Raw genomic sequence first — 26,575 nt, forward strand, 5'->3', positions numbered from 1 at the left:
GATCAGCCCCACAACTTCCACCAGGGCCGCTCGCTGTCCGGCGGCGGTGCATGGCGCGATGCGACCGCCTGGACCCCGTCGCACAAAGGGCAAAACGAAGTGAATGTCTCTAGCGCGGCGTCGGCCGGCAAGGCCGGGAAAATGACCTTGATTAAATCTGACGGCGCGTCGAACAGTTCCGCGAAGCCGCACTTGCTGCATCCGTGGATCAGCCACGAGCCGCGTTCCTTGAGGTACTTTTCGCTGACCATCACCGGATGGCCGGTGCCGGTGGCGATGAAGCGGATCGATTGATTGATGCGCACCGTTTCCAGCTGCGTCGGAGCGATGATCACCCGTCCGCTGAAAATATCGCCTGCGACGCCGGTGATGCTCACCCATGCGAGTTCGGGATGCGCACTGGTCATGCGGCGGCCGCCGTCGTGGATGATGACCTGAATGTCGTCCGGATGGTTGGGGTGAAGCTTGCCCGCCAGGGCGGGATGTGTGCGCCATTCCATGAGCTTGTCTTTATTAGTGAGATTGCAGCGCGGAGCGTGGAAAAAAGGGCCGGAAATCGCTTCCCGGCCCCGAACTTACTTTACAACAGAATTACGCGGCGATCGACTCGGCGCGTTGCTGCATGCGCGGCGCGTGCCTTGCGTACACGGCGCTGGCAAACGCCCGCCCTTGCGAGAGCGAACGCAGACTGGTCGTGTGACCGAACAGGTTCGCCAGCGGCACATCGGCCACGACTTCGACGCGCCCGGTTTGCTCCTCGATGCCGAGCACCTTGCCGCCACGGCGCTGCAGGTCGCCGATGACATCGCCCGCATTCACGGCCGGCGCATCGACATTGACCGTCATGACCGGTTCCAGCATCAGCGGATGGGCTCGTTTAAGCCCGGCCAGGGTGCCTTCCTTGGCCGCCACCGCGAACGCCATGTCGTTGCTGTCGACCGCATGGTAGTCGCCATCGAGCAGGGTCACCCTGACACCCGTGACCGGGTAGCCCAGAGGACCTTGCGCCAGCGCCTGGCGCACGCCTTTTTCGATGGCCGGAATGAAGTTCGCAGGCACCACGCCGCCCTTGATCGCATTCTCGAAAGCGAACGCGCCATCGAACTGTTCCACCCGCAAAACGACTCGTGCATACTGCCCGCTGCCGCCGTTTTGCTTCGACACTTTGCCTTCCAGTTCCACCGCGGGCCCGGCGATGGTTTCGCGATAAGCCACCTGAGGCGCGCCCACCGTTACTTCCACGCCCGTTTCGCGGCGCACACGTTCCAGCACCACGTCCAGATGCAGTTCGCCCATGCCCCACAGCACTGTTTCACCGCTGACGGGATCGCTTTCGAGGCGCAAAGACGGGTCTTCGCGACGGAAACGATCGAGCGCGGCGAGCATCTTGCCACGGTCGCCGCCCTTGCCGGGTTCGATCGCCAGCGCCACCACCGGTTCCCCGGCGTGGATGGTTTCCAGCACCAGCGGCACGGCCTTGGACGACAAGGTATGCCCGGTCAACGCATCTTTCAGGCCGGCGATGGCGATGATACTGCCGGCCTGAGCCTGCGCCACACCGGTGCGGCGGTCCGCATGGATCACATACAGCCGACCCACCCGCAGCGTCGCGCCGAGCGATGCATTCCACACCGCATCGCCTTCGCGCAGGGTGCCGCCATATAGCCGCACGTACGACAGCGAACCGTGGTCGTCGTGCACCACCTTGAACACCAGCGCCGCCAGCGGATCTGTGTCGCCGGTGCCGACCGTCACTGTTTCACCGTCCAGGCGCGCCACCGGGGCGGCGCGCTCGTCGGGCGAAGGCAGCCAGTCGATGATGGCGTCGAGCAGCGGCTCGATGCCGGCATTGCGGTACGCCGAGCCGGACAGCACGGGCACCGCGCGGCGTGCCAGTGTCATGGCACGCAGGCCGGCGCGCACATCCGCCGGCGACAACGTGTCGTCGGCCAGGAAGGCCAGGGTGAGCGAATCGCTGCCATCGGCCGCCACCGCGGCGGCGTGCGCATAGGCTGCCTCGGCTGCTGCATGCAGATGCGCGGGCAGGGCGCTCGAACTCATCACGCCAGCAGCGTCCCAGGCCAGGAAACGCTGGCCGAGCACGTCGATGATGCCTTCGAACGCATCGCCGGCGCCGACCGGAATGGTCAACGGCACGGCCAGGGCGCCGAGGCGCGCGCCGATCTGGCCCACCACGCGGCCGAAGTCGGCGCCGCTGCGGTCCATCTTGTTGACGAACACAATGGTCGGCACGCCGTGTTTCTGCGCCTGGCGCCAGACCGTTTCGGTCTGGGGCTGGATGCCGGCCACGCCGCACAGCACGGTGACGGCGCCGTCGAGCACGCGCAGCGAACGTTCGACTTCGATGGCGAAGTCGATGTGGCCTGGTGTGTCGATCAAGGTGAAGGCATGGCCGTTCCAGGCGCAGCGGGTGGCGGCCGCGCCGATGGTGATGCCGCGTTCTTTTTCGAGGTCCATGCTGTCCATCGTGGCGGTGCCCTCATGGACTTCGCCAGCGCGATGGATTTCGCCGGTTTTCAGGAGGATGCGTTCGGACAGGGTGGTTTTGCCAGCGTCGATGTGGGCAATGATACCGAAGTTGCGCGAGTTGGCGCGAAGGATAGTCGCAGTCATGATGGTGCTTTCTTACATAGCGGGCGGTCGTGGTTTGTCTTTGGGACAAGCGCCGCGGGAGCCATGCGACCACCCTTGTTCAGTGATCCCGCGCGCGTTCTTCGTCGGCTGACTTCATGATATATATGCTCCTAAGCAACTACTGTGTGTGGGGATGGAAAAGCGAAACGGCAAAAACAAAAAAGGCCCGCAGTGGGCCTTTTTTTGATGGGTGCTCGTCAAGAGCGAATCAAGGGGCGCACTGTCGCGGCCCGGGACGTTGCGAGCAACGTGCCGGGAGGGCGAAGGTAAAAAAGAGGATGTCCATTGAGTTCATGGCCGGAAGCTTATTGCCCCGTTCGCGAAATGTCAAGGACTTATTTTGTTGTTGGTTCGTCACGCCCAAGCGGGTTCCGGCCCATCGCTGCCACGTCAGGATCGGTATTTTTATCAAAACATTGAATATAGCCAACATTTCGAGGTGCTCTGGTGTGAAAATGCTGCTCAGTTGCACAATCACCATGCACGCTGGCGCGCACATGCCGCGCGAGTGCCCGACAACATTGCAAAACACAGCAGGAATTTGACTATGAAACACCTCTCCAGCCGCTATGCGTGCGGCCTGATCGCCGCGCTGGCGCTCTCGGCGTGCGTCACGCAGGAAACCGGAACGCCCGATCCGGCATCGGCCGGCGCTGGCGCGACCCCGGGCAGCCTGGTCGCCAACGGAAAACTGACCCCGGAAGGCGAACTGCGGCGCGAACGCGCGTTCAAGGCGTACAAGGCGGGGAACAAGGCGCTGGCGTATTCCGAATGGCTGGGAATCGCCGAGCAAGGCTTCGGCGAATCGCAGTTCAACATCAGCGTGATGGAAAGCGATGGCGATACCGGCACGGTCAACATGGCCAAAGCCCTGACGTGGCTGCAGAAGGCGGCCGACGCCAACTATCCGGAAGCCCAGTTCCAGCTCGGCCAGCGCTACAACAAGGGCGACGGCGTGAGCAAGGATGCGGCCAAGGCCGTGGCGTACTGGCGCAAATGCGCCGCGCTCGGCGACAAGCGCTGCGCCTTCAATGCCGCGCTGGCGCTGGCAGCGGGCCTTGGCGTGCCGCAGGACCGCGCCGGCGCCATGACCTTGTTGACCGAGGCGGCCAGCGGCCCGGCGGCGCTGGTGCCCGCTCAGTCCCAGCTGGGCAAGATGTACCTGCAGGGCGGCGACAAGGAGCGCGATTACGCCAAGGCGCGCCAGTGGCTCGAACCTGCCGCCGCCGGCAACGATGCCGATGCACTGTACAACCTGGGCGTGATGTACAGCCAGGGCTTCGGCGTCAAGGCCGACAAGCGCAAGGCCGCCGCCTTGTATCAGCGCGCCGCCGCGCAGGGAGATCCGATGGCATCGAATAACCTCGGCAGCGCTTACCGCTATGGCGAAGGCGTGCCGAAGGACCCGAAAAAGGCTGTGGCCCTGTTCAAGCAGGCACATGACGGCGGCAACCCGCAAGGCACCGTCAACCTGGCCGACATGACCTTCAAGGGCTGGGGCGTGCACGCCAACAAGACGGCGGCTGCGGAACTGTACAAGGCCGCCGCCGACGCCGGTCACCCGGTCGGACGCTGCCGTTACGCGCAGGCGTTGCGTCACGGCGACGGCGTGGCCAAGAACGCGGGCCAGGCCAACCGCCTGCAGGAAGCGGCCAACCATGCCAACACCCCATGCGAGAGCGATGCGCCGCTGGGCGAGTGGGTGGTCAACCGCAGGACCGCCGGCCACTCCTGAGCGGCGCCGGTGCGCGCTTGATGCTGGCGTGCCGGGTGGGGTGCATATGCAATTCGGTTGCATTTGCACCCCGCTTGGGCTATGATTGTGTTTTGCAACACAGTTGCACCAAGCGGCAGCGCAAGGCGGGGCAGGTCGATGATAAAACGCGTAATTGGAGTGGCGGACTACGCCGGCATGACGGCGGCCGCACTGTGTTTGCTGCACTGCCTCGGCCCGCCGCTGTTGCTGGCCGTCTTTCCGCTGATGAACTGGTTCCCGCATGACGACGGCCTGCACGCCTGGCTGCTGATCCTGGTCGCGCTGCCGGCGCTGGTCGCCCTGGTCGCCGGCTTTCGCCAGCACCGGCGCGCGCTGGTGCTCGCGCTTGGCGCTTGCGGTTTCGCCTGCTGCTGCGCGGCGGTACTGGTCGCCGGTCCCCGTTACGGCCACGGCGCCGAAGCCATCCTCACCAGCATCGGCGGCCTGTTCATCTTTTCCGCCCACCTGAAAAACCGGTCGTTCTGCGCCGGCTGTGCGCTGGACAAGCAGCCGGGCTGCTGCTGAGCGGCCGGCGACCCGGATTGGCGATCCGCTCATCGAGGCGGTGCGCTTTCTTGTATCATGTGCAGCTTTGATTGTCAGATCAGGATCACCGCATGTTTGCTTTGAAATTGAGCGTCGCCAACAAGCTGCGCACCCTCGCCGCCATCGACAAATGCTTGCAGAAGCAGGGTGGCCGACATGGTGCGTGACCGACGCTGGATTGCTGCCGGATGTGTCATCGTGATTGCGTGCGGCTTAGCGACGCGTAAATATCCCTCGGTGTTGTCGCATTACTTCGGGAACTATCCGGGCGATGCGCTATGGGCCTTGCTGGTGTTCCTGTTGTGGGCGTTTTGCCTGCCGCGCGCGAAAACCGGCACCTTGGTCGTGCTGGCGCTGGGCACCGCGTTCGCGGTCGAGTTTTCTCAGCTGTACCAGGCGCCCTGGATCAGGCATGTGCGTGCCACGACCTTGGGGCATCTGGTCCTCGGTGGCGGCTTCGACTGGCGCGACCTGGTCGCCTACACGGTGGGCGTGGCCGTCGGCGGCTTGCTGGACCGGGCGCGCGGCATGCTGCGCTAGCCTGCCGCCTTGCGCCTGGCGGGCGGTTCCTGCAAGCGCTGCTGCAGGAACGCCACCACGGCCGCTTCTTCCGGCTGCAATTCGTGCAGGTCCTCGACCAGCTCGCGCCGCGTGCTCTCGCGCATGGCGTCGAGCACGGTGCCATCGAGATAGGCGTCGAGGATCGCCGGATGCACATAGCACTTGCGGCAAATCGATGGCGTGTTGCCCAGCTTTTCCGCCACCGATTCGATCGCGCGCACAATGTTTTTCTTCGCTTGCGCTTCGGAGTCGACCTTCTCGAATTCCTGCAGCGCCAGCGCCGCCAGCACCGTGCCCGACCAGGTGCGGAAATCCTTGGCGGTGTAGTCTTCGCCGCTAATGTCGCGCAGGTAGTCGTTGACGTCGGACGAGTCGACCGTATGCGCATTGCCGTCGTCATCTTCGTAGTGAAACAGTTCCTGCCCCGGCAGGTCGCGGATGCGGCTGATGATGCGCGCCAGGCGCTTGTCCTCCACCTTGACGTTGTGGAACACGCCGCTCTTGCCGCGAAAGCGGAACTGGACCGCCTTGCCGTCGATGCGAACATGGCGGTCGCGCAGGGTGGTCAGGCCGAATGATTTGTTCTGGCGCGCATATTCCTCGTTACCGATCCGCATCATGGTCGCTTCCAGCAGATACACGATGGTGGCGAGCACCTTTTCGCGCGGCAGGCCGGCTCGCTTGAGATCGGCGTCGACGGTGCGGCGGATCGCGGGCAGGGCCTTGCCGAAGCTGATCATGCGTTCGTATTTGACTTCGTCGCGCAGCTTGCGCCATTTGGCGTGATAGCGGTATTGCTTGCGCCGCCTGGCATCGCGCCCGGTGGCCTGCAGGTGGCCGTTGGCCAGTTTGCAGATCCATACGTCGGTCCAGGCCGGCGGAATGGCGAGGGCGCGGATGCGTGCCAGGGTGGTTTCGTCGGTGACGGACTCGCCGCTCGTGTCGAGGTAGATGACGTGCTTGCCGTTCGCCTTGCGCGTGATGCCGGGCGCGCTGTCGCTGACGTAGCGCAGTCCCGCGGATTTGGCGGCGGCGAGCACATCGCCGGAGGGGGGCGCACTCGCGGCGCCGGGTTCGTCTCTTTTCATGGTTGGCTCGGTCGTGTCAGGGGGACAGCGCTTGTGCTGCCGGTGTCACGCGAAATAGTACACGCGGCTGGACCGAGCGGCGATTCGCTTGGCGCGCGGACGATGCGCCGTGCCCTTGCGCTAGCGGGCCGGTGCGCGTTAAGCAAAAATACAAGCCCGAAAGGACCGTTGATTGATAAAATGGCAAACTTTCCTCCGATCGGCGCGCCGCTGGTGGCTTCGTGATGTTTTCATGATAAGGATTCCCATGTTTAAAAAACCGCTGTTAGCGCTGGCCTTGATGAGCGGTGCGCTGTCCGCCAGCGCCGCCACGCAAACGTACGATTGGTCGTACAAGGGCTTTACCTATAACGAAGAGGGCAGTGGCCGCATTGGCGTTTTCGATCCGGCGATAGAAGTCGATGGCCGCTTCGTGGTCGACGACAAGAATGCCGATGGCAAGTTCAGCGTCGATGAGGTTCTGTCGTTCGTGCACGCTGGGCGTGATTTCACGAAAGGCTACGATTCTGTGCAGCAGTTTTCATTCACGCCCGGCGGCACGCTGAATTTCACTGCGGGTGCCGCCTGGCACGATGACATCTACAGCTATGGACTGGTCATTGTGACGGGCGAATACATCGGCTACGGGTTTCACGATCCAGTGGGGGGGCGCCATGGCAGCGCTACCTGGCTCTGGAGCGATCAGACCAAGCTGACCGTGACGGCGGTACCGGAACCGCAGACCTGGATGATGCTGGGCGCCGGCGTGCTGCTGGCCGTGGGCGCGAGCCGCCGCCAGAAGCCAGCCTCGCGCTAATCGACAGCAGTGTCGTACAGTGTCCGGATGCGCGTCGGCGAGCTTGACCTGAACGTGCGCCAGGTGGGCAGCGGCGCCCCTTTTCTCTGGGCGCACGGCTTGCTGTCATCGATCGAGGCGGAAGACGCGCTCGACCTCCTCCAGTGGCGGCATTTTCCCGCGTCCTTGCGCCTGGTGCGCTACGACGCGCGCGGGCATGGGGACAGTGCGCCCGGCGCCCAAGCGGGCTGGGACGTGCTCGGGCAAGACATGCTGACCCTCGCCACCACCCTCGGCGAGAGCCGCTTCGTCGCCGGCGGCTGGTCGATGGGTTGCGCCAGCGCGCTGCACGCCGCCCTGCTGGCCCCCGCGCGCATCGATGGCCTGGTGCTGATGCTGCCACCGTCGCTGTGGGAAGCGCGCGTCGCCCAGGCCGCCCGGTACCGGCGCGCCATCGCGCTGGCCCAGGTCATGGGGCCGGCGCGCTTCGCCAGACTCGTCGCCAGCGAGGCGGGCGCCGCGCTGCCGCCCTGGCTGCTGAACGCCGCACCGCATTTGGCCGCGCGCGCCCGGCACGGCATGCGCCAGCTCAGCGCGCCGGCCTTGCTCACCTTGTACCAGGGCGCGGCCGCATCCGACCTGCCGCCGCGCGCGGCTCTGGCGGCGCTCGGCGCCATCCCGGCCCTGATCGTCGGCTGGACCGGCGACCCGGTGCACCCGCTGGAGTCGGCACGGGAACTGCAGCGCCTGCTGCCAAGGTCCAGCTTGTTCATTGCACAAAACCATGATGACGTGCTGAGCATTCCCGCACGCCTGCGCGCCTTCGTCCAGGCCACCGCCCGGCGCGCCTGAGCGCGGCTGAAGCGCGCCGCCTTGTGTCGCGCAAAATTCGCCGCTGAAACTGTTGTTGTTCCGTCCCGCAATGATATTTTCCATGTGGAATAATGTACACTCGGGAGTATCGACCGGTTGGCGCCATATCCCGCGCCGGCCATGCAGCGGCGGGCGAGCAGCGAGGTCCGCCAGCGCTACATCCCCGGCCCAGCCCCGCCGATTCGCCGTCTTACAACTGGTCCGACAATCGCCCCACACCTCATGCTTACCCATCGCCGCTGGATTTCCGGCCCCGTGTCGCTCAAAGCGCGCTTCTCGCTGGCCGTTGGCATGCTGATCGTCCTGACCGCCACGGTGCTGACCCTCGCGGCGGTGCTGATCGTGCAGCGCGGCATCGAGACGGTGGTGGGCGAGCGCGAAGCATCGCTGATCAGCCAGGTGGCGCGCGACCTGGACAATAAATTCCTGATCCGCCAGCAAGCCCTGGTCCGCCTGGCGCACGACCTCGAAATCCGGCCTCACCCCTCGGCCGCCTTCCAGGACAAGCTGGAGCAGCATCACAGCATGGATGGCTTTTTTACCAATATATCGGTGCTCGATGCCCAGGGCGAGCACGTCGCCAACATGGACTATCCGCAAAACCGCAGCCAGAGCAATTTTTCCACGCGCGACTATTTTCTCGACACCATACGCACCGACGGCCCGGTGATTTCCAAGCCGCTGCGCAGCCAGATCAGCGCGCGCCCGGTGGTGGTCATGACGGCGCCCATCCACGCCAAGGATGGCCAGATCAGCCACATCCTGATCGGCACGATCGACCTGGCCAAGAACAGCTTCATCAAGGAACTGTCGATCGCGCAGGTCGGCAAGACCGGCTACTTCTATCTCCTGAGCCGCGAGGGCGTGTTCGTCTCGCACCCCGACGAACGGCGCATCCTGCGCAGTATCGACGAGACTGGCAAGCGCGCGCCCTCGGTCGACCTGGCCCTGGGCGGCTTCGAAGGCACCTTGCGCTCGGCCGCCGACAACGGCGCCGACGCGCTGGTGTCGTACAAACGCCTGGCCGCTACCGGCTGGCTGCTGTGCAGCGTGTATCCGACCGCGGAAGCATTCGCGGTCGCCAACCAGATGCGCTGGAACGCGGCCATCATCGCCGCCGTGCTGCTGCTGGTGATCGGGCCGGTTGCCTGGCTGATGATCGACTGCCAGTTGCTGCCGCTGGCCCGCCTGGGCGCGCGCATGGCGGCAGGGCGCGGCGCGGTGGCGCAGGAGGGGCCGTATGCGGACGATGAAATCGGCGAGCTGTGGCGCGCGTTCGACACCCTGATGGCCGAGCGCGACCTGGCCGAGCGCGCCGTCGCCGACAGCGAGCGCAACCTGCGCATGGTGGCCGACAACGTCCCCGCGCTGGTCGGCTATGTCGACAAGCACGAGCGCTTCGTGTTCGGCAACGAGCGCTACAGCGCCTTTTTCGGCGTCTCGGCGCGCCAGATTCCCGGCAAGAGCGTGCGCGAGGTGCTCGGCGAAGCGGTCTACCGGGTCAGCAAACCGTATCTGGACGCGGCGCTGAGCGGGCGCCCGGTGCGCTTCGAGCGCCAGGTGCTGCGTCACGGCGTGACCCAGTGGGACCGGGTCGCCTACAATCCCGATATCGATGCGGCGGGTGTGGTGCAGGGCTACTTCGTGCTGGCCGACGACATCACCGAACTGAAGGCAACCCAGCAAGTGCTGGCGCTGAGCGAAAAGCGCATCCTCACCATCGCCGACAACATGCCGGCCCTGATCGGCTATGTCGATACCGGCTATCGCTACACCTTCTGCAACCGCGCCTACGCCACCATTACCGGCATCGCGCCGGAAGACATCGTGGGCCGCACCGTCAGCGATGTGTTCGGACCCAAGGTATTTTCGGCGGTGGCGGCCCAGATGGCCGCTGCCCTGGCCGGTAGGCGGGTGTCGTTCGAGCGTGCCGCCGCCGAGCTCAAGGGCGAGCGCTACCTGCAGACCGACTACATTCCCGATACCGGCGCCGACGGCAAGGTGGCCGGCTTTTACACGATGGTGATGGACATCACCGAGCGCAAGGCGGCCGAGCTGGCCCTGGCCGCGCAGCAGCGCCTGCTGCACACGGTGACCGACAACTTGCCGGCGCTGGTCAATTTCATGGACCGCGAGGGCCGCTTCGGCTTCGTCAACCGGCATCACGAAAGCTGGTTCGGGCGGCCGCTGGCGCGCATCCACGGCAGCCTGGTGAGCAGCTTGTTTTCCCCGGAAGAGGCCGAGGTGCACCAGCGCGCCTTCGATGCGGCTATGACGGGCACGACGGTCAAGTTCGATTTCGCGCGCATGCAGGGCAAGGAGAAGCGCCACTACCAGGCTACCTACATTGCCCAGGTCGACGCCGGCGGCGAGGTGGTCGGCGTGACCGGGCTGGTCAACGACGTGACCGATGCCAAGCTGCTGGAAGAACAACTGAGCGCGCTGGCGCGCTTCGATGCGCTCACCGGCTTGCCGAACCGCACCCAACTGACCGAGCGTATCGGCCGCGCCCAGACCCGCAGCGCCCGCAACGGCACGGTGATGGCGGTGATGTATCTGGACCTGGACAAATTCAAGTCGATCAACGACAGCTTCGGCCACTGCGGCGGCGACACGGTGCTGGTCGAGTTCGGCCGCCGCCTGTCGGCCTGCGTGCGCCAGAGCGACACCGTGGGGCGCCTGGCCGGCGACGAATTCGTGATCCTGCTCGAAGGCTTGCAGAACGTGGGCGAGTGCGCGCTGGTGGCGCGCAAGATCATCAAGGTCATGGAGAAACCGTTCGACATCGACGGCGTGGCGCGCATCGTCAGCACCAGCATCGGCGTGGCGACCGCCGAAAACGGCCGGGCCGGAGTCGACACCTTGCTCAAGCATGCCGACGACGCGCTGTACCGGGCCAAGGATTCCGGCCGCAACCGGTATGCGATGACCTCGGTGAAGTAGGCGCCGCCGCCCCGCGCACGGTGCAAGAAATGCCTTATCGATAATTATTCACATGTCATGCCTTCGCATTTTTTCCCATTTCCCACAAGAAAATCCGAAATCTGGCATCCTGCCAGCTGGTATTCCATTTGCAGGCTGTGCATGAACTATCTCGCCCATATTTACCTGGCCCGTTACAGCGACGAGGCGATGCTGGGCGCCTTGCTGGGCGATTTCGTCAAGCCCAACTCGGGCGCACGGTTCAGCGCCGTCACCGAAGCGGAAATCCTGATTCACCGCAAGGTCGACAGCTTTACCGACAGCCATCCGGTGGTGCTCGCCGCCAAGGGATTGTTCGATGGCCCGGGGCGGCGCTATTCCGGCATCCTGCTCGACGTTTATTACGACCATGTACTGGCCCTGCGCTGGGCGCGCTATTCCGACGTGCCGCTGGCCGACTTCATCGCGCGCTTTTACGGCGCGCTCGACACCCATGCGGCCGTGCTGCCGCCCAAGCTGGCGCGGATTGCGCCCTACATGATCGAACAGGACTGGCTCGGTTCCTACCAGAGCTATGCCGGCATCGACATCGCGATCCGGCGCATTTCGACGCGCCTGTCGAAAAACGGCGACGTGATGCGCGATGCGCTGCACGACCTGAAACGGCATGCCGGCGCCATCGCCGACGGTTTCGACGTGTTTTTCCCCGAATTGATGACTTTTGTAGAAAGCCAGCGCAATGAAAGACAATAAACACTATGCCGCGATTTGCCAGTTTTACGGCGACACCCGGGCCGAGCGCTCGGGCGTGCTCTTGACGGCGCATATCGATCAAGGCATCGCCCTGCTCGGCGCCATCGGCGCGCCGCTGCGCGCCATGGAAGCGTTCTGCATCCATCCGCTGGTGCAGGACGATGGCGCGCTGCTGGCCGCGCTGGCGCCCGGATCGGTGTTCAGCGCGCACCAGCCCGATGCCGTGGTGGTGGCGCTGGCGATGGAATACCGGAGGGTGGCCAATGCCTATTTATCGCACCATTGCGAGGGCGCCGACGATGCGATCGAACTGAGCTGCGTGGACGAAGTGAACCAGATGCTGATCGCCGATAAAGTCCAGAACCGCAAGGATTTCGAGCGCCATCACCTTGGCAAACATGCGCGCAGCGACACCTTGCAGCTGTACTTCGGCAACTGGCTGCGCCGGCTCGGCGTGTCGGAAGAGCGCTACGCGCAGTTAAGCGGACGCGTCGGCGCTGCCGCCCCGCAGGCGCTTATTTCGGACGTGGCGGCGGCAGCACCGGGTTAAATTCCATCGACCAGATCACCGAATTGATTTTCCAGCCCAAGGTGGTGCGCACCAGTTGCCAGCTCTCCTGGCCCCAGTTCGACTTGTAGCCATCGGCCACGTAGCTGTAGTCGAAATAGACCTGGGCCACATCGCCATTCGATTCGATGCGCACGTTATCGACCGTTTCTTCCACCGGATGCGCACTCTCGACGATATGGTCGATAAACGCGGTCGCGCTGCCGGTCCCGGAAATCTTCTTCATACCCGGTTTGGACTGCGCCTTGCGGCGTTCGTCGACCATCTTGATGCTGTTATCGGTGGCCACGCCGATCCACGGAATCGAGTCCGAGTACAGCAAACCCATGAAGGCCGGCTTATCCTTCTTGATCACGGCCGTGCGAAACGCCTCGACCACGTTTTCGAGGGCCGCCACATCGGCCTTGGGCGTGGTGCTGCTGGCCGTTGCCGCGCATGCCGGCGCGGACGAGAAAACCAGTGCTGCGATGAACCAGTGCTTCATGTAATCCTTTACGTTGACGGGTCACGGCCATGCTGGCGGACGCCGGAAACGCAATGTAGCACGGCAATCAAACGCAAGATTGGCTTGTCGATATGCATAACCGGCAGCCTATTTCAGCCGTACGCGGCGCGAAAAATGGAGCGCCACGGCCAGCAAGCCGAGCGCGCCGCCCACCAGCAGCGCAGGCGCCCCGACCTGCGCGATGAGCAGGCCGGCCACGCCCACGCCGGTGGCCTGGCCCATGAAAAAACAGGATGCGAAGGCCGACACCGCCGCACCGCGTCGCTCCGGCGCCATCTGGGTCGCGTTGGTCTGCAAGGTATTGTGCAGCATGTAAAAGCCCAGGCCCGCGCAAAAGCTGGCGGGAATGGCCAGCCACCACAGGGGCGCCAGGCCGATCGCGGCCAGCGACAGCGCCAGCACGATGCCGCCCCAGCGCGCCAGTCCGCCTTCGCCCAGGCGCCGCAGCATGGCTGTCGACCCCATGGCAAAGGCGAAGCCGCCGAACCCGAACAGCATGATCACCGCGCCGGCCAGCGCCAGCGACAGGCCGTGGCGCGCGTGCAGGTGGCTGGCGATGAAGGCGAACGGTCCGTACAGCAGACCGCCTTCGAGAAAGGCCGTGAGCAGCACCAGCCGGGCCCAGGGCAGGGCGGCGATGTGGCCGAACTCGGCGAGCATGTGGCGCACGGCCCCACCCGCGATCGGGCGTACCGTCCTGGCATGTGGCGGCAGGCGCCGGTTCAGCCCCAGCAAGCCGAGCCCGACGAGCAGAAAAATCGCCGCCACCAGCAGGAACGGCAGGCGCCACTGGTGCGCATCGGCCGCCAGCCCGCCCACCAGCACGCCGGCCGACACGCCGAGGATTTGCCCGATCAGGAAGCGCGCAAGCACCGGTTGCCGCTGTTCGTAGGCGATCACGTCGCCGATCCAGGCCATCGACAGGGGGATGATGGCGGCCGCCGCGGCCCCGGCCAGCAGGCGCACCGCCAGCAGCACGGGCAGGCTGGTGGCGGTGGCGCACAGCAGGGCGGTGGCGGAACTGGCCAGCGCGGCCAGCGCGATCACCAGATACTTGCCGTAGCGGTCGCCCAGCGGGCCGGAACCGAGCTGCGAGAGACCGTAGGCAATCGAAAATACCGTAATGACCAGCGAGGCCTCGCCCAGCGGCACGCCGAATTCGTTCGAGAGCAGGGGCAACAAGGGGTCGGCCGCTCGCATCGAGATGCCGCTGCCGAAGGCGGCCAGCGACAGCAGCGGCACGGCGCTGGCGGGAACGGGGGAGGCGGGTGTCATCGGTGTCGTTGATTTGTTTCAAAAATGCAATTATCCGCGCATTCCGGCCGGGCTGCAGGCAGCGTTCCGGAAAGCTGGCGCCGTGCGCCGCAGCACGGCGCTACACTGGCGAGCACATTCCATACATGGAGAAGACGATGAGCTTACTGGGCGGGTGTTGTTGCGGGGCGGTGCGCTACGAAACGTCGGAGCAGGTCTTTCACCAGACAATTTGTCACTGTCCGACGTGCCGGCGCGCGTGCGGGGCGCCGCGCGTGGCCTGGTTCAGCGTGGCGCGCGGGGAGTACCGCATCACGGCCGGCATGCCGGCGCAGTTCCGTTCCAGCCCGGACGTGACGCGCACCTTTTGCGGCGCCTGCGGCACCCAGCTGACGTATGCGCACAGCGGCAGTCCGGACGAGATCGACATCACCACCTGCAGCCTGGACAACCCGGAACCGCTGGCCCCGGGCGACCATACCTTCACCTTCTATCGCCTGGCCTGGGATAGCGGCGATGACGGCACGCCGCAGTACGCGCACACCCGCGCCGAAGGCTGACCCCGTACGGCGCTCAGAACGAATACACGAGCGTGAGCGAAGTTTGGGTGTCGGTGTTCTTCTTGTCGGCCGGCACATTCGTGTCATTACGGACGATAAACGCCGCCTTCATCTGCATGGTGCCGTTGATCTTGGTGCTCAGGGCGGCTTCGGCAATCGAGTGGGTATTCGAGGTACCGCGCTCGACGCTGGCGATCTGGGAGAACAGTGCGTTCTGGCTGACCTGCCAGCGTATGGCGGCGGCACCGCGCACGGTAAAGCCGCTTTCGGGTTCGCCCGTGGCGCGTTCGCCGCGGAAATAGCCCGGGCCGATTTCGACGTCGACGCTGGCCTCCGGCGAGTCGTACCAGCGCGTGCTGCGTCCGACCGCCATGGTGTTGTACCTGCTGTAGGCGCCGAACTTGTCGCCCACGTGGGCTGCCAGCACGAACAGCTTTTCGTCGTCCTTGACCAGTTTGTAGGCCGCCTTGGCCGAGAGGGAATAGCGTTCGGCAGAACGCCTGGAGCTACTGTTGCCGTCACGGTCGTTGACTTTGTCTTCCTTGAAGTGACCGGCGACGACGTACTGGTTGCTCCAGTCATCGAGTTCCTGGCGCGCGTCGATCTTGCCGGAGACCGAGGTGCCGGCGGTATTGCCCGAGGTACTGATGGCGCCCAGTTCGGCGGAGGTGTGCCAGCTGGCGTCGGGGAGGTCGTCGGCAAAAGCGGGAGCGCAGGCCATGGCCAGCGCGATAAGCGGGAGGAATTTCATAAACGTGTTGATGCGGGTGAAAGATTGCCCGCATTGTAACCGAGCTCAGGTTTCGCTGCCGGTCCGGGAGCCGATCCGGACTTGGGTGCGGTCGTACAGCCGGCGCGTCCGGCGCTCCATCGGCACACAATAATTGCACTTCTTTTTTTGGCAAGGGTCTATAGCCACTTTACCGTTGATGCAATGCGCTCCTGAAGGGGTAGCTGTTGGCCTGATTCTCGGAACGGGCCGTCTGCGCGGGCCCGCCCGTGTCCTGAATTCATTGCAGATGTTCCTGCGCAGGGAACAGGCGAAGTGACATGTCCGCACCCTCCCTGTTCGCGGGTGCGCGCGGGTTATGCCGGCCGCGCGCGCTTGACATCGAAGCCGCCCGCCGCCATCGCCGATCACCCTCGATACCGTCCGGCGTTGCCGGGACCCCGGGAGCGCCGGATTGTTACTGCAAACCGGCAATGCGCTGCGAACGGGCCGCCTGCGCGGCGCTGTCCTGCAGCATCAGGCTGTGACGCGCCGCCTTGAGCGTGGCGATGTCGCGCGCCAGGCCGCCGCCGGCGCTAGGATTGCGCACCACCGGCAATTCGCGCCGCGGCACCTGGGCCTGCGTCTGCGAAGTGGCAAAGCGTTCCACGACCGGGGCCGTGACCGCCGCGTCCGCCGTCGATTCGCCGCTGATGATGGCCTGGCTGTCATCCGCGCCCGCCGCCCCGGCGTTGGCCGCTGCCGTGGTGCCCGCCGCCACCGCCACGGTCTGCTCCTGCTGCGGACAGCGGGCATCGGTCAAGGTGACCTTGCCGTCGTTGTCGATGCACTTGACGATGGCGATGGCCGGATCGGCGAACACGGTCGATGACAGCATCAGGCCGGCGAAGAAGATGCTGCGGGTGAGGGCGGGATGAATCATGGTCGTGCTCCTGTTTGCGAATGCGTCCATTGTGGGCAGTTCGCCGGCACGTATCTGTTCGTTACCACACGCTGTTGTTTTTGCATTGAACTTACGCACGAGAAATAATTATTCCGCGACGGGCAGGTGCGCACGGTTGGGCGGAACCGGCGCGAGTCCGATGAGGAAAGTACAATGTCTCAGACAAGCGGGCTCATCTACCGCGTTTATGACAGGCGGCAATTCGCATGCGTATCCGGACTTATTTGTTCCTGATGGCCGCTGGCATCCTGGTGCCGGTGGTGCTGTTCGCCGGGCTGGCGCTGGACATGCTGCAAAACGCCGAACGCGACGCCGCGCTGCGTGGACTGAAGGAAACCGCGAACAGCATCGCCTTGCTGGTCGACCGCGAGCTCTACAGCGCCGAAGCGGGCCTGCGCGTGCTGGGCGGCTCGCCCTCGCTGGCCGAGGGCGACCTGCAGGCCTTCTATGCGCAGGCGCGCCGCGCCAACCGCGGCAGTACCGGCTGGACAGTGCTGCTCGACGAGCAGGGCCAGCAAGTGATCAATACCCTCCTTCCCTACGGCAGCGCCTTGCCCGCGCACGCGGCCCCGGGCGTGGTCCAGCACGTGATCGCGACCCAGAAGACCTATGTGTCGGACGTCATGAACGGTCCCGTGATCACGGCCATGGTGACCACGGTCAACGTGCCGGTGCCGATCGACGCGGGCAAGCGCTATGTGCTGACGCTGGCCTTTTCCACAGAGCATTTCACGCGCCTGATCGCCAGCGTCGACGTGCCGCCCGGCTGGGTGGTCGGCATCATCGACAGCCAGGGCCGCTTCATCGCGCGCAGCCACAATCCGGAAGGCTTGATCGGCAAGCCGGCGCGTCCCGAGCTGGCGGCCGCCGCGCGCAAGGCGCACAGCGGGCAGATCCGCCACAACACGGTGGAGGGCACCGAAGCGTTCGACGTGTTCACCCATTCGGGCTTGTCGGGCTGGACCTTGGCCGTAGCCGCGCCGGTCGAGCTGATCGAGCGCTCGGCGCGCCACGCCTCCTTCGTAGCCGCCATGGGCTTGCTGGCGGCCATGCTGTGCGCGGCGGCGCTGGCCGCCTACTTCGGCCGCCAGCATGTGCGCTCGATCGCGCGCGCGGTCAGGGCCGCCACCGACCTGGGCGCCGGCCAGGCGCCGCGCCAGGTGCACTCGCGCGTGGACGAGATGAACGAATTGCACCGCGCCCTGCATGCGGCCGGCGAGCAGATGCTGCAAGCCCAGGCCTACCGGCGCAATGCCGAGGCCGGGCGCCAGGCCTTGCTCGATGCCGAAAAAACCGCGCGCCAGATGGCCGAACAGCAAAACAGCGCCAAGGACCAGTTCCTCGCCATGCTCGGGCACGAATTGCGCAATCCGCTCGCGCCCATCAGCACCGCCGCCCAGCTGCTGCGGCTGCAGCCGGGCGACGCCAAGCGGGTACGCTACGCCAGCGACGTCATCTCGCGCCAGGTCGAGCACATGAACAGCTTGTTGGGCGACATGCTCGATGTCTCGAGGGTCACGCGCGGCCTGGTCACGCTCGACATCGACGACCTGGAACTCGACGCCATCCTCGACCGCGCCCTGGAGCAGACCCACGCGCTGGTGGAGTCGGCCCAGCACCGGGTCGAGCTGTCCTTGCCGCCGACCCCGATCCGCATGCGCGGCGACAAGACGCGCCTGGTCCAGATCTTCGCCAACCTGCTCAACAACGCCGCCAAGTACACGCCGCCCAACGGCCGCATCGGCATCCAGGCCGCGCAGGGCGACGGTCAGGTCGTGGTCACGGTCAGCGACAGCGGCGAAGGCTTGGCGCCGGAATTGCTGCCGCGCGTGTTCGACCTGTTCTCACAGGGCGAGCGCAAGCCGGACCGCGCGCAGGGCGGCCTCGGCCTCGGGCTGGCGTTGGTCCAGAGCCTGGTCCGGCTGCATGGCGGCACGGTCACGGCGTCCAGTCCCGGGCCGGGGCAGGGCAGCAGCTTTACCGTCACCCTGCCTTGCGAGCCGAGGGAAAGGGCGCCGCTGCCGCCGCAGCGCCGGCGCGGCGACGCGCCCGGCCCGGCGCTGCGCGTGATGATCGTGGACGACAATGTCGACGGCGCCATCAGCCTGTCGCTGTTCCTTGAAGCGGCCGGCGGGCATCATGTGTGCACCTATTACGATGCGGGCGCCGCGCTGGCCCGGGCCGCCTCGGAAGCGCCGGACGCGTTCATCCTCGATATCGGCCTGCCCGACATCACCGGCTACGAACTGGCGCGCCAGTTGCGCGCGATGGCGCAGTTCCGCGATGCGTTGTTCATCGCGCTGACCGGCTACGGCCAGCCGCAGGACCGCGAACGCGCGCGCGAAGCCGGCTTCGACCATCACCTGGCCAAGCCGGCCGACCCGCAGCAGGTGCTGGAACTGCTGAGCCGCCCGCGCAAGGCGGGCATGCGCCGCTCCGCCAGGGTGCGCAGTTAGCCGGCGCCCGGACAATTTGTTACCATGTCGGCTCCTTAGCCATCCATCCATCTTCCCATGCCCAAAAACAAGCGCCCCGTCCCCCGCAAATCCCACGTTCCGGCGCAGGAGGATGACGACGTACTGGCCCAGCAGCTTGCCGACCTCGCGCTCGCGCTGGCCGAACAGGAGCAGGACGAGGATGGCGACGCCGAAGCGCTGCGCCTGAAGGATGTCGAATTCGCGCGCCTGCTGCGCAACGCCCTGCGCAAGAAGAATGACGAGGTGCTGTACGGCGCCATCGAACGCACCCGCTACACCGATGCCGCCGCTTACCAGCTGCTGCGCGAGCGCACCGAGGAAGCGGCCGGCACCGTCACCCTGCGCCGCGAAAATGGTCTGGAAATGGAAATCAACGCCTTCGCGCTGCCGGTATTCGTGCACAGCACGGGCGGCCTGAAGGAAGCCCAAGGCTTTGCCGATGGCGACGCCTTCGAGGAACTGGTCGAGAGCCTCAAGCGGGGCGGCCTGGAAAGTGCGCAAGCGACGGTGGTGATGATCAGCCACGCCTACGACCTCGATGAAATCGACGCCATCACCTACAGCCACCTGAACGACATGGTGCGCGACGCCGCCGGCTCGATGACCGAGAAAAAACTGGTGGCGCGCCCGGCGCTGGAACGCAGCATGACGGGCTGGGCGCCGACCCATTTCGGTCCGGACGACCAGGCCGTCGAGCTGCGCTTTTTGCTGGGGTTCGCGATGAAGCGCGCCGACGACCCGTTTTACGCGGCCCCGGCCGGCGAAGCGCAGGCCGATGCCTGGTTCGAGGCGCGCATGGAACGCTACCGCGCCTGGACGGTGCAAGCCGCGCCACTGGTCAAGCGCTGCCTGGCGGACGATCCGGCCTCGGTCGAGCTGCACTTTTTGTACCAGGACCTGTTCTACGGCGCCAAGGAGCAGGGCGTGGCCGAACTGGCGATGCTGCAAATGATCAGCGACGTCAACGCGGCGCTGGAAGCGTCAGCGCTTGCGGCCAGCGAGGTGCGCGCGGTGCTCGGCCCGGCTGCGGTGGAAGATGAGATGGTGATGCGGGTCAACCTGAGCGACCCGGCGGGCGTGCTGCTGGCCTCGCTGGAAAAGCCGCTCGACGTGGCTGCCGACCTGCAGGGCGAGGTGGACGACCTGTGCGACGCCCTGGGTTCGCTCGGCATCCGCGCGCTGTCGGTGGCGCAGCGCTTCGGCGAGGATGGCGAGCCGCAGGACACCGTCGTGTACCAGGGCTAGGGCAGCCTGGCGTTGGCCAGGAAGGCCCAGGCCACCGACATGACCACCATCCCGGCCAAGGTGAGGCACGACCAGGCAAAGAACCAGGCCGGCCATAAACTGGCTTGGAGCGCCCGTTCGCACAGGCAGCCCATGCCGAAGTCGAACAGGGTCAGTACCGACCAGCGCCGCAGGTAGGTGGGGAAATAGCGGCACATGCGACGGTTGTGCTGCAGCGCAGCGTGGCGTTCGTACACGTCGCGCGCCGCACCCAGGTCGCGGAACAGCCAGTCGAAGAACAGGAAACGGTACAGCAAGGTCGGGAAACTGATCGCGGGGTCGCCGTCGGCGCTGTGCTCGGGGGAGGGCGTATCTGCCATGGTCGGACCTTTGCTGGAGTCTTCAATGGGCGGTTGGCGGCGCTGACGCCGCATATCGCGTACCGCATGCGTACCGCGTACCGCGTACCGCATAGCGTTCACGACACCGTTAACCGCAAAACCGTCGCTCCCGCGCAGGGCTCGGCGCCCCCGCGTGGGCCCCAAGTTTCTACGCTCAGCTTCGGGCTGCGGTTGTGACTTGGGCCCCCGCCTTCGCGGGGGCGACGGAGCTTGGTACTTGGGCTCCCGCCTGCGCGGGAGCGACGGTGTGGCGGTCAACGGTATTGCACCACGTGCCGACTATATACCGATCCCGGCCGCGACGCAGCGCGCCGCCTCAGGGCGTGAGCGGGCGCGGCTTGCCGACCCAGTATCCCTGCGCGAAATCGACCCCGATCGCCTTCAGGCTGGCCAGGATGGCCGAGTCGGTCACGTACTCGGCAATCGTCTTGCGTCCCATCATGTGGCTGATATCGTTGGTAAAGCGCACCATTTCAAAGTCGACCTGGCTGGACGACATCATCTGGATGAAGGAGCCGTCGATCTTGATGTAGTTCACCGGCAGCTGCTTGAGGTAGGAAAACGAGGTCATGCCGGTGCCGAAATCGTCCAGCGAAAAGCGGCAGCCGCGCGCGGCGAAGGCTTCGATGAAAGCAATCGTCTTTTGCATGTCGGCAATCGCGCCGTTTTCCGTGATCTCGAAACACAGTTTGTTGGCCGGTAAGTCGGAGGAATCGATCAGCTCGGCCGCGAATTTGTGAAAGCTGGGGTCGCCCAGGGAACGGCGCGACAGGTTGATGCTGCACATTTCCAGGGTGTCCAGCTGCTCCGGGTTGCTGGCCAGCCATTCCAGGGTGCGGGTCAGTACCCAGCGGTCGATCTTGACAATCACGTCGTAGCGCTCGGCCGCCGGCAAAAACACGGCCGGCCCGATCGGCCCGTTGCGGCCATTGCGCATGCGCAGCAGGATTTCGTAATGACGCGGGCTGTCGCCATCGTCGAGCGGCAGGATCGGCTGGTAGTACAACTGCAGCTGCTCGTTCTGGAAGGCGTGGGTCAGGCGCGTGACCCAGTGCATGTCGCTGCGCCGCTGGGCAAAGTCGAGGTCGCCCTTGTAATGTACATAGATGCGATTGCGCCCATGGTCCTTGGCGAGGTAGCAGGCGTGGTCGGCGCGCCGCATCGCTTCCTCGACGTTGATGGTGCCGCTGTCGATCGGGGTCAGGCCGATCGACACGCCCAGCTGGAACACGCGGCCCTTGCAGACATAGCGGAAGGTGCGGGTCGTGTCGAGGATTTTTTGCGCCACCGCGGTGGCTTCGTCGACGCCGCAATGCTCGACGACGAGCGCGAACTCGTCGCCGCCGATGCGCGCCAGGGTGTCGCGTTCGCGCACGTGCTCGCTGTAGGTGGCGGCCAGGCGCTTGAGCAGGTCGTCGCCGGCCTGATGCCCGCAGGTATCGTTGACCACCTTGAACTGGTCCAGGTCCATGTAGAGCAGGGCGGCGCAAGCCCCGCCCGGGTGTTGCGCGCGTTCGATGGCGCGCTCCAGGCGCAGCTCGAATTCGCGCCGGTTGACCAGGCCCGTGAGCGCGTCGTGGCTGGCCTCGAAGCCGAGCCGGCGCAGCAGGCGCTTCGATTCGGTGACGTCGTGGATGATCAGTACCGTGCCGATCAGCTCGCCGTCGTCGAGAACGACGGGCGCGACGGCATTTTCCACCGCGAAGCGCTGGCCGTCGCGGCTGATCAGGGTGGCGTGCGGCAAGGTATCGGTGGTCAGATGCTCGCCCAGGCAGCGCTCGATCGCGCCAAAGGTGGCCTCGCTGGCGGCGTATTCCTCGATCTGCAGCACGTCGCGAAAGCGCAAGCCGCGCGCGGCCGCTTCGGCCAGGCCGATCATGCGTTCGGCGGCCGGGTTGACCGACATGATGACGCCGTCGCGGTCGACCGTGATCACGCCGTCGGTGATCGCCGCCAGGGTGACCAGGGCGCGCTCCTTCTCGGCGGCGGCCGCCAGTTCCATGTGTTTCAGCTTGCTGACATCGTGCAACACGGCAATCGCCACCCGCGCCACCCCGTCGCTGTCGACGATGGCGGCGGTGGTGACGTCCAGGTGCAGGCGCTCGCCATCGTCGCGCTCGTAGACCAGGTCCTGGGTGCGCGGGCTATGCTGCCCGTTCACGGCCTGCGTCAGCGGCAAGTCTTCGGCCGGGATGCGGGCGCCGCTGGCGTCGACGAAGATGTAGCTGTCATAGTCATGGAAACTGTCAACGCCGGAAAAATCGCGCCCCATCATGCTGGCGGCGGCCCGGTTCTGGTAGGTCAGCCGGCCGGAGGGGACGTCGGCCAGTACAACGCCCGAAGGCATCTGTTCAAGGATGTCGGCGAAGCGCGAGCGCTCCTGGCGCAATTGCGACAGCAGGCGCTCTTTTTCCTCTTCCGCCAGCTTGAGGTTGTCGATGCCGACGCAGGCGCCCAGGAATTGCATCGGGCCATCTTCGATGCCGCGGTGCCAGTTGGCGCGCATGAAGAACCACTGGCAGGCGCCATCCTGGCGCAGGAAGCGCAGTTCGGTTTCGATGGGGGCGGTACAGGGGTCGCGCCGGGCGTTTTCGAGCAAGGTGCGAAAGCGCTCGCGGTCGTCGGGGTGCACGAACTCCAGGCAGGCATCGAAATCGAGCTCGCGCGTTTCGCCCTCGTAACCGAGCAGTTCGAGCAGGTGGCGCGATACCTCGACCCGGCCGTTGTCGATGTGCCACTTCCAGGTGCCGGCCTCGGCCGCGCGCAGGATCAGGTCGATCTCCTGCTTTTCCTTTTCGCACTGTTCGAGCAGGCGGTGGCGGGTCAGGTCCATGGTGATCTTGGAAAACCCCAGCAATTGCTCGTCATCGCCGCGCAGGGCAGTGATGGCGATATGGGCCCAGAACAGACTGCCATCCTTGCGCTTGCGCCAGGTTTCCTCGCTGTGAAAACCATTCTTGGCGGCGCAGCCGAGATTGTGCCGGGGCCAGCCACGCTCGCGGTCTTGCTCCGTATACAAGAGCGACAGATGGCTGCCGATGGCCTCGTCGGCGGCATAGCCCTTCATGTCCTGGGCGCCGCGGTTCCATACGGTAATATAACCATGCGGATCCATGAGAAATACCGCGACCTCGCGGATGCCGACCACCGTCAGACGGTAAAGCTCGGCGGCTTCATGCTGCGGCAATGCGGACGCCAGGAATCGTTCGGACATGGGATACCCCACCTTGCGAAGGTGTAAATGAGCTTGGATGGATTGGCGTTCCGAAAGTTCCCGAGTTTTAAAATTTTTTTGCGTGCTACACAATTGACTTTTATTCATCGTCGGCCTACATTGCCAGCTTGACCCTGGGCGACCGCCGCGAGGTACATCGGACACCCAATGATCAAGCAGAACAACAAGACCGAAGCCGAGCCCAGGGACGTGCCCAAGGGCAGGATCAACATCCTGCTGGTGGACGACCAGCGCGCCAACCTGACCGTGCTCGAAGCCGTGCTGGCCGAACTCGACGAGGTGCTGGTGAGCGTGACCTCGGGCGAACAAGCCCTGCGCGAGCTGCTCAACCGCGACTTCGCCATGGTGCTCATGGATGTGCATATGCCGACCATGAGCGGTTTCGAAGCGGCCGCGCTGATCCGCAGCCATCCGCGCGCGCGCACCTTGCCGATCATTTTCCTGACCGCCGCCGGCGACGACCCCAGCCACGTCGAACACGCCTACGCGCTGGGGGCGGTCGACTACCTGACCAAGCCGGTCAGCCCGGTCATCCTGCGCGCCAAGGTGGCCGTCTTCATCGACCTGTACCGCAAGACGGCCGAAATCGCCCTGCATGCCCAGGCCAGCCACCTCGAAGCGCTGCGCACGCGCGACGAACGCATCCGCCTCATCCTCGACAATACCCGCGATTATGCCTTCATCGGCACCGATACCGATGGCATCGTCACGGAATGGGAAGGCGGCGCCGAAACCATCACGGGCTGGTTCGCGAACAAGGCGTGCGGCCAGTCGAGCGCCATCATCTTTAGCCCCGAAGACCGCGCCGCCGGCGTGCCGGAGCACGAAATGCGCCTGGCGCGCGATACCGGCCGCGCCGAGGACAAGCGCTGGCACGTGCGGCGCGACGGCACCCGCTTTTTTGCCGATGGCGTGATGGTGCCGCTGCGCGACGAATCGGAGCGCTTGCGCGGCTACGCCAAGATTTTTCGCGATGCCACACCAGAGCGGCTTGCCGCCGAGCAGCTAGAAGCGTCCGAACAGCAGTTGGACGAGTCGCGCCAGCGCTCCCAGCGCGCCGAGGAAGGCATGCGGCGCCTGGCGGCGGTAGCGGCGCAGTCGTCCGACTTTATCGGCATTGCCGGTTCGGATGGGCGCACCAGCTACGTCAATCCGGCCGGACGCCGCCTGGCCGGACTGGCGCCCGATGCCTCGGTGGGCGACTACGGCATCGCCGACTTTTTCGCCCCCGATTGCCGCGTGTTCGTCGAGCAGGTGGTGCTGCCGGCCGTGCGCGGCGCGGCGGGGCGCTGGGAAGGCGAGCTGCGTATGCGCAATTTCGAAAGCGACACGATCCTGCCCGTGTACTACAAGGGTTTTGCCGTGTGCGACGACGAGGGCCACAATATCGGCCTGGCCTCGATCACGCGCGACATCACGGCACAGAAGCAGGCCGAAAACGACCTGCGCCGGGTGGCGGCCGACCTGGCCGAGGCGGACCGGCGCAAGTCCGAGTTCCTGGCCACCCTGGCGCACGAGCTGCGCAATCCGCTGGCGCCGATCCGCACCGGCCTGGACCTGATCCGCATGTCGACGGCGCCGCCCCAGAGCATGGCCAAGGTGCACGAGATGATGGACCGCCAGCTGGGCCACCTGATCCACCTGGTCAACGACTTGCTGGACGTGGCGCGCATCACGCGCGGCAAAATCGAGCTCAAGCGCGAAGCCAGCGACGTCGCCACCCTGGTCGCGATGGCGATCGAAACGAGCATGGCGGCCCTGAATGCGGGCGGCCACACGCTCAAGGTGGAAGTGGCCGAGGCGCCCCTGCCGCTGGACGTCGACATCACCCGCATCGTGCAAGTGCTCAGCAACCTGCTCAACAACGCCGCCAAGTACACGCCGGCCGGCGGGCACATCGTGCTGCGCGCCGTGCGCGAGGGCGACGACGCCGTGCTGTCGGTGATCGACAGCGGAGTGGGCATTTCGCAGGAAGACATGGGCACCCTGTTCGACATGTTCACCCAGGTCGGGCGCAACCTCGACCGTTCGCAGGGCGGGCTCGGGATTGGCCTGTCGTTGGTGCGCCGCCTGGTTGAATTACACGGCGGCAAGGTCAGCGCCGCCAGCGCCGGACGCGACCTGGGCAGCACCTTCACCGTGCGCCTGCCGCTGCGCAGCGGCATGGCGGCGCCGGCCGCGCCGCCGTGCTCGAATAACGCGCGGGCCGCGCTGCGGGTGCTGGTGGTGGACGATAACGTCGATGCCGGCAACAGCCTGGCGGCACTATTGCAGGCCCTCGGCCACAGCACCGACGTCGCCGTCGACGGCGAACAGGGCCTGGTTCTCGCCGCGCAAGGCAAGCCGCACCTGGCGTTTCTCGACATCGGCCTGCCCGGCATGAGCGGGCACCAATTGGCGCGCGCCATCCGCGCCATGCCCGCGCTGGACGGCATGCTGCTGGTGGCGCTGACTGGCTGGGGCGCGCGCGCCGACGTCATCATGTCGCAGCAGGCCGGCTTCGACCGCCATCTGACCAAGCCGGTCGACATCGCCGCGCTCAACAGCGTGCTGGCGGCCGCCACCGCCGCTGCGGAGGCACCGCCGACAGCGACACCAGCCGTGGCTCCACCGCCTGTGGCTACACCGACCATACCAATTTGACAATTTGCATGTTTGCAGTGCATGATACCTGCGCTATAACGTTATCGAAAGGATCATCAGTGAACATGCAGGTGCCTCCCCTTTGTCCCGAGCGCACAGCGTCCGG

The 26,575-nt window shown here is 65.6% G+C and carries 21 protein-coding genes; 12 read left to right on the forward strand and 9 right to left on the reverse strand.

The annotated features are described in order from the left end of the window. Positions 1-2 precede the first annotated feature (2 nt). On the reverse strand, positions 3-500 hold the full coding sequence (locus IV454_RS23095) for a hypothetical protein (RefSeq protein ID WP_206088019.1): 498 nt from the start codon (positions 498-500) through the stop codon (positions 3-5). 91 nt (positions 501-591) lie between these two features. Beyond that, a complete protein-coding gene (fusA, locus tag IV454_RS23100; RefSeq protein WP_206088020.1) occupies positions 592-2,634 on the reverse strand; it encodes an elongation factor G in 2,043 nt (680 codons plus the stop codon). A gap of 568 nt (positions 2,635-3,202) precedes the next feature. Between fusA and IV454_RS23105 the strand changes: the two genes are divergently transcribed. The 3 genes from IV454_RS23105 to IV454_RS23115 all read left to right on the forward strand — a co-directional run bounded on the left by IV454_RS23105 (position 3,203) and on the right by IV454_RS23115 (position 5,497). After that, a complete protein-coding gene (locus IV454_RS23105; protein WP_206088021.1) occupies positions 3,203-4,390 on the forward strand; it encodes a tetratricopeptide repeat protein in 1,188 nt (395 codons plus the stop codon). 138 nt (positions 4,391-4,528) lie between these two features. Continuing rightward, positions 4,529-4,936 carry a MerC domain-containing protein gene (locus tag IV454_RS23110; protein ID WP_063896084.1) on the forward strand — a complete coding sequence of 136 codons (408 nt, stop codon included), beginning with the start codon at positions 4,529-4,531 and terminating at the stop codon, positions 4,934-4,936. Positions 4,937-5,194: 258 nt separating this feature from the next. Continuing rightward, positions 5,195-5,497 (forward strand): ribosomal maturation YjgA family protein, encoded by a 303-nt coding sequence (locus IV454_RS23115; protein ID WP_229521794.1) that lies wholly within the window; start codon positions 5,195-5,197, stop codon positions 5,495-5,497. On the opposite strand, the gene IV454_RS23120 is transcribed toward IV454_RS23115, so the two are convergent. Next, the gene (locus IV454_RS23120) at positions 5,494-6,606 is read right to left on the reverse strand and encodes a DNA topoisomerase IB (protein ID WP_206088023.1); all 1,113 of its coding nucleotides are present in this window, start codon (positions 6,604-6,606) and stop codon (positions 5,494-5,496) included. The two genes, IV454_RS23115 and IV454_RS23120, sit on opposite strands and share 4 nt — an antisense overlap. 172 nt (positions 6,607-6,778) lie before the next feature. Between IV454_RS23120 and IV454_RS23125 the strand changes: the two genes are divergently transcribed. The 5 genes from IV454_RS23125 (at position 6,779) to IV454_RS23145 (ending at position 12,479) form a co-directional block, all read left to right on the forward strand. After that, positions 6,779-7,402, forward strand: a complete 624-nt coding sequence (locus tag IV454_RS23125) for a PEP-CTERM sorting domain-containing protein (RefSeq protein ID WP_229521795.1) — start codon at positions 6,779-6,781, stop codon at positions 7,400-7,402. A gap of 9 nt (positions 7,403-7,411) precedes the next feature. Beyond that, positions 7,412-8,233: an alpha/beta fold hydrolase gene (locus IV454_RS23130; protein ID WP_206088024.1), complete on the forward strand. Its 822-nt coding sequence runs from the start codon at positions 7,412-7,414 to the stop codon at positions 8,231-8,233. Positions 8,234-8,476: 243 nt separating this feature from the next. Continuing rightward, entirely contained in the window at positions 8,477-11,197 is a 2,721-nt protein-coding gene (locus IV454_RS23135; RefSeq protein ID WP_206088025.1) for a sensor domain-containing diguanylate cyclase, read from the forward strand. 141 nt (positions 11,198-11,338) lie between these two features. Then, positions 11,339-11,929 (forward strand): acyl carrier protein phosphodiesterase, encoded by a 591-nt coding sequence (locus IV454_RS23140; protein ID WP_206088026.1) that lies wholly within the window; start codon positions 11,339-11,341, stop codon positions 11,927-11,929. Continuing rightward, entirely contained in the window at positions 11,916-12,479 is a 564-nt protein-coding gene (locus tag IV454_RS23145; RefSeq protein WP_206088027.1) for a hypothetical protein, read from the forward strand. The genes IV454_RS23140 and IV454_RS23145 overlap by 14 nt, the downstream gene beginning before the upstream one ends. Here the strand turns inward: IV454_RS23145 and IV454_RS23150 are convergent. Both IV454_RS23150 and IV454_RS23155 read right to left on the reverse strand, forming a co-directional pair. After that, positions 12,445-12,981, reverse strand: a complete 537-nt coding sequence (locus tag IV454_RS23150; protein WP_206088028.1) for a Cif family virulence factor — start codon at positions 12,979-12,981, stop codon at positions 12,445-12,447. The genes IV454_RS23145 and IV454_RS23150 overlap by 35 nt on opposite strands. A gap of 108 nt (positions 12,982-13,089) precedes the next feature. Beyond that, positions 13,090-14,277: an MFS transporter gene (locus tag IV454_RS23155; RefSeq protein ID WP_206088029.1), complete on the reverse strand. Its 1,188-nt coding sequence runs from the start codon at positions 14,275-14,277 to the stop codon at positions 13,090-13,092. Between the two features lie 137 nt (positions 14,278-14,414). Between IV454_RS23155 and IV454_RS23160 the strand changes: the two genes are divergently transcribed. After that, positions 14,415-14,816, forward strand: a complete 402-nt coding sequence (locus tag IV454_RS23160; RefSeq protein WP_206088030.1) for a GFA family protein — start codon at positions 14,415-14,417, stop codon at positions 14,814-14,816. Positions 14,817-14,829: 13 nt separating this feature from the next. On the opposite strand, the gene IV454_RS23165 is transcribed toward IV454_RS23160, so the two are convergent. Together IV454_RS23165 and IV454_RS23170 are read right to left on the reverse strand one after the other, a co-directional pair. Then, positions 14,830-15,567, reverse strand: a complete 738-nt coding sequence (locus tag IV454_RS23165; RefSeq protein ID WP_206088031.1) for a DUF481 domain-containing protein — start codon at positions 15,565-15,567, stop codon at positions 14,830-14,832. Positions 15,568-16,003: 436 nt separating this feature from the next. Next, positions 16,004-16,468: a hypothetical protein gene (locus IV454_RS23170; protein ID WP_206088032.1), complete on the reverse strand. Its 465-nt coding sequence runs from the start codon at positions 16,466-16,468 to the stop codon at positions 16,004-16,006. Positions 16,469-16,695: 227 nt separating this feature from the next. Here IV454_RS23170 and IV454_RS23175 point away from each other — a divergent pair, with 227 nt between their 5' ends. Both IV454_RS23175 and IV454_RS23180 read left to right on the forward strand, forming a co-directional pair. Next, positions 16,696-18,945, forward strand: a complete 2,250-nt coding sequence (locus IV454_RS23175; protein WP_206088033.1) for a hybrid sensor histidine kinase/response regulator — start codon at positions 16,696-16,698, stop codon at positions 18,943-18,945. A 57-nt stretch (positions 18,946-19,002) separates the two neighbouring features. Then, positions 19,003-20,211: a hypothetical protein gene (locus IV454_RS23180; protein WP_206088034.1), complete on the forward strand. Its 1,209-nt coding sequence runs from the start codon at positions 19,003-19,005 to the stop codon at positions 20,209-20,211. Here the strand turns inward: IV454_RS23180 and IV454_RS23185 are convergent. After that, a complete protein-coding gene (locus IV454_RS23185; RefSeq protein ID WP_206088035.1) occupies positions 20,208-20,570 on the reverse strand; it encodes a hypothetical protein in 363 nt (120 codons plus the stop codon). The genes IV454_RS23180 and IV454_RS23185 overlap by 4 nt on opposite strands. Before the next feature lie 337 nt (positions 20,571-20,907). Further along, entirely contained in the window at positions 20,908-23,805 is a 2,898-nt protein-coding gene (locus tag IV454_RS23190; RefSeq protein WP_206088036.1) for a bifunctional diguanylate cyclase/phosphodiesterase, read from the reverse strand. Positions 23,806-23,973: 168 nt separating this feature from the next. On the opposite strand from IV454_RS23190, the gene IV454_RS23195 reads away from it, so the two are divergent. Continuing rightward, a complete protein-coding gene (locus tag IV454_RS23195) occupies positions 23,974-26,469 on the forward strand; it encodes a response regulator (RefSeq protein ID WP_206088037.1) in 2,496 nt (831 codons plus the stop codon). The last annotated feature ends 106 nt before the right edge of the window (positions 26,470-26,575 follow it).

This window comes from Massilia antarctica, assembly GCF_015689335.1.
Classification (GTDB): domain Bacteria; phylum Pseudomonadota; class Gammaproteobacteria; order Burkholderiales; family Burkholderiaceae_D; genus Telluria_A; species Telluria_A antarctica.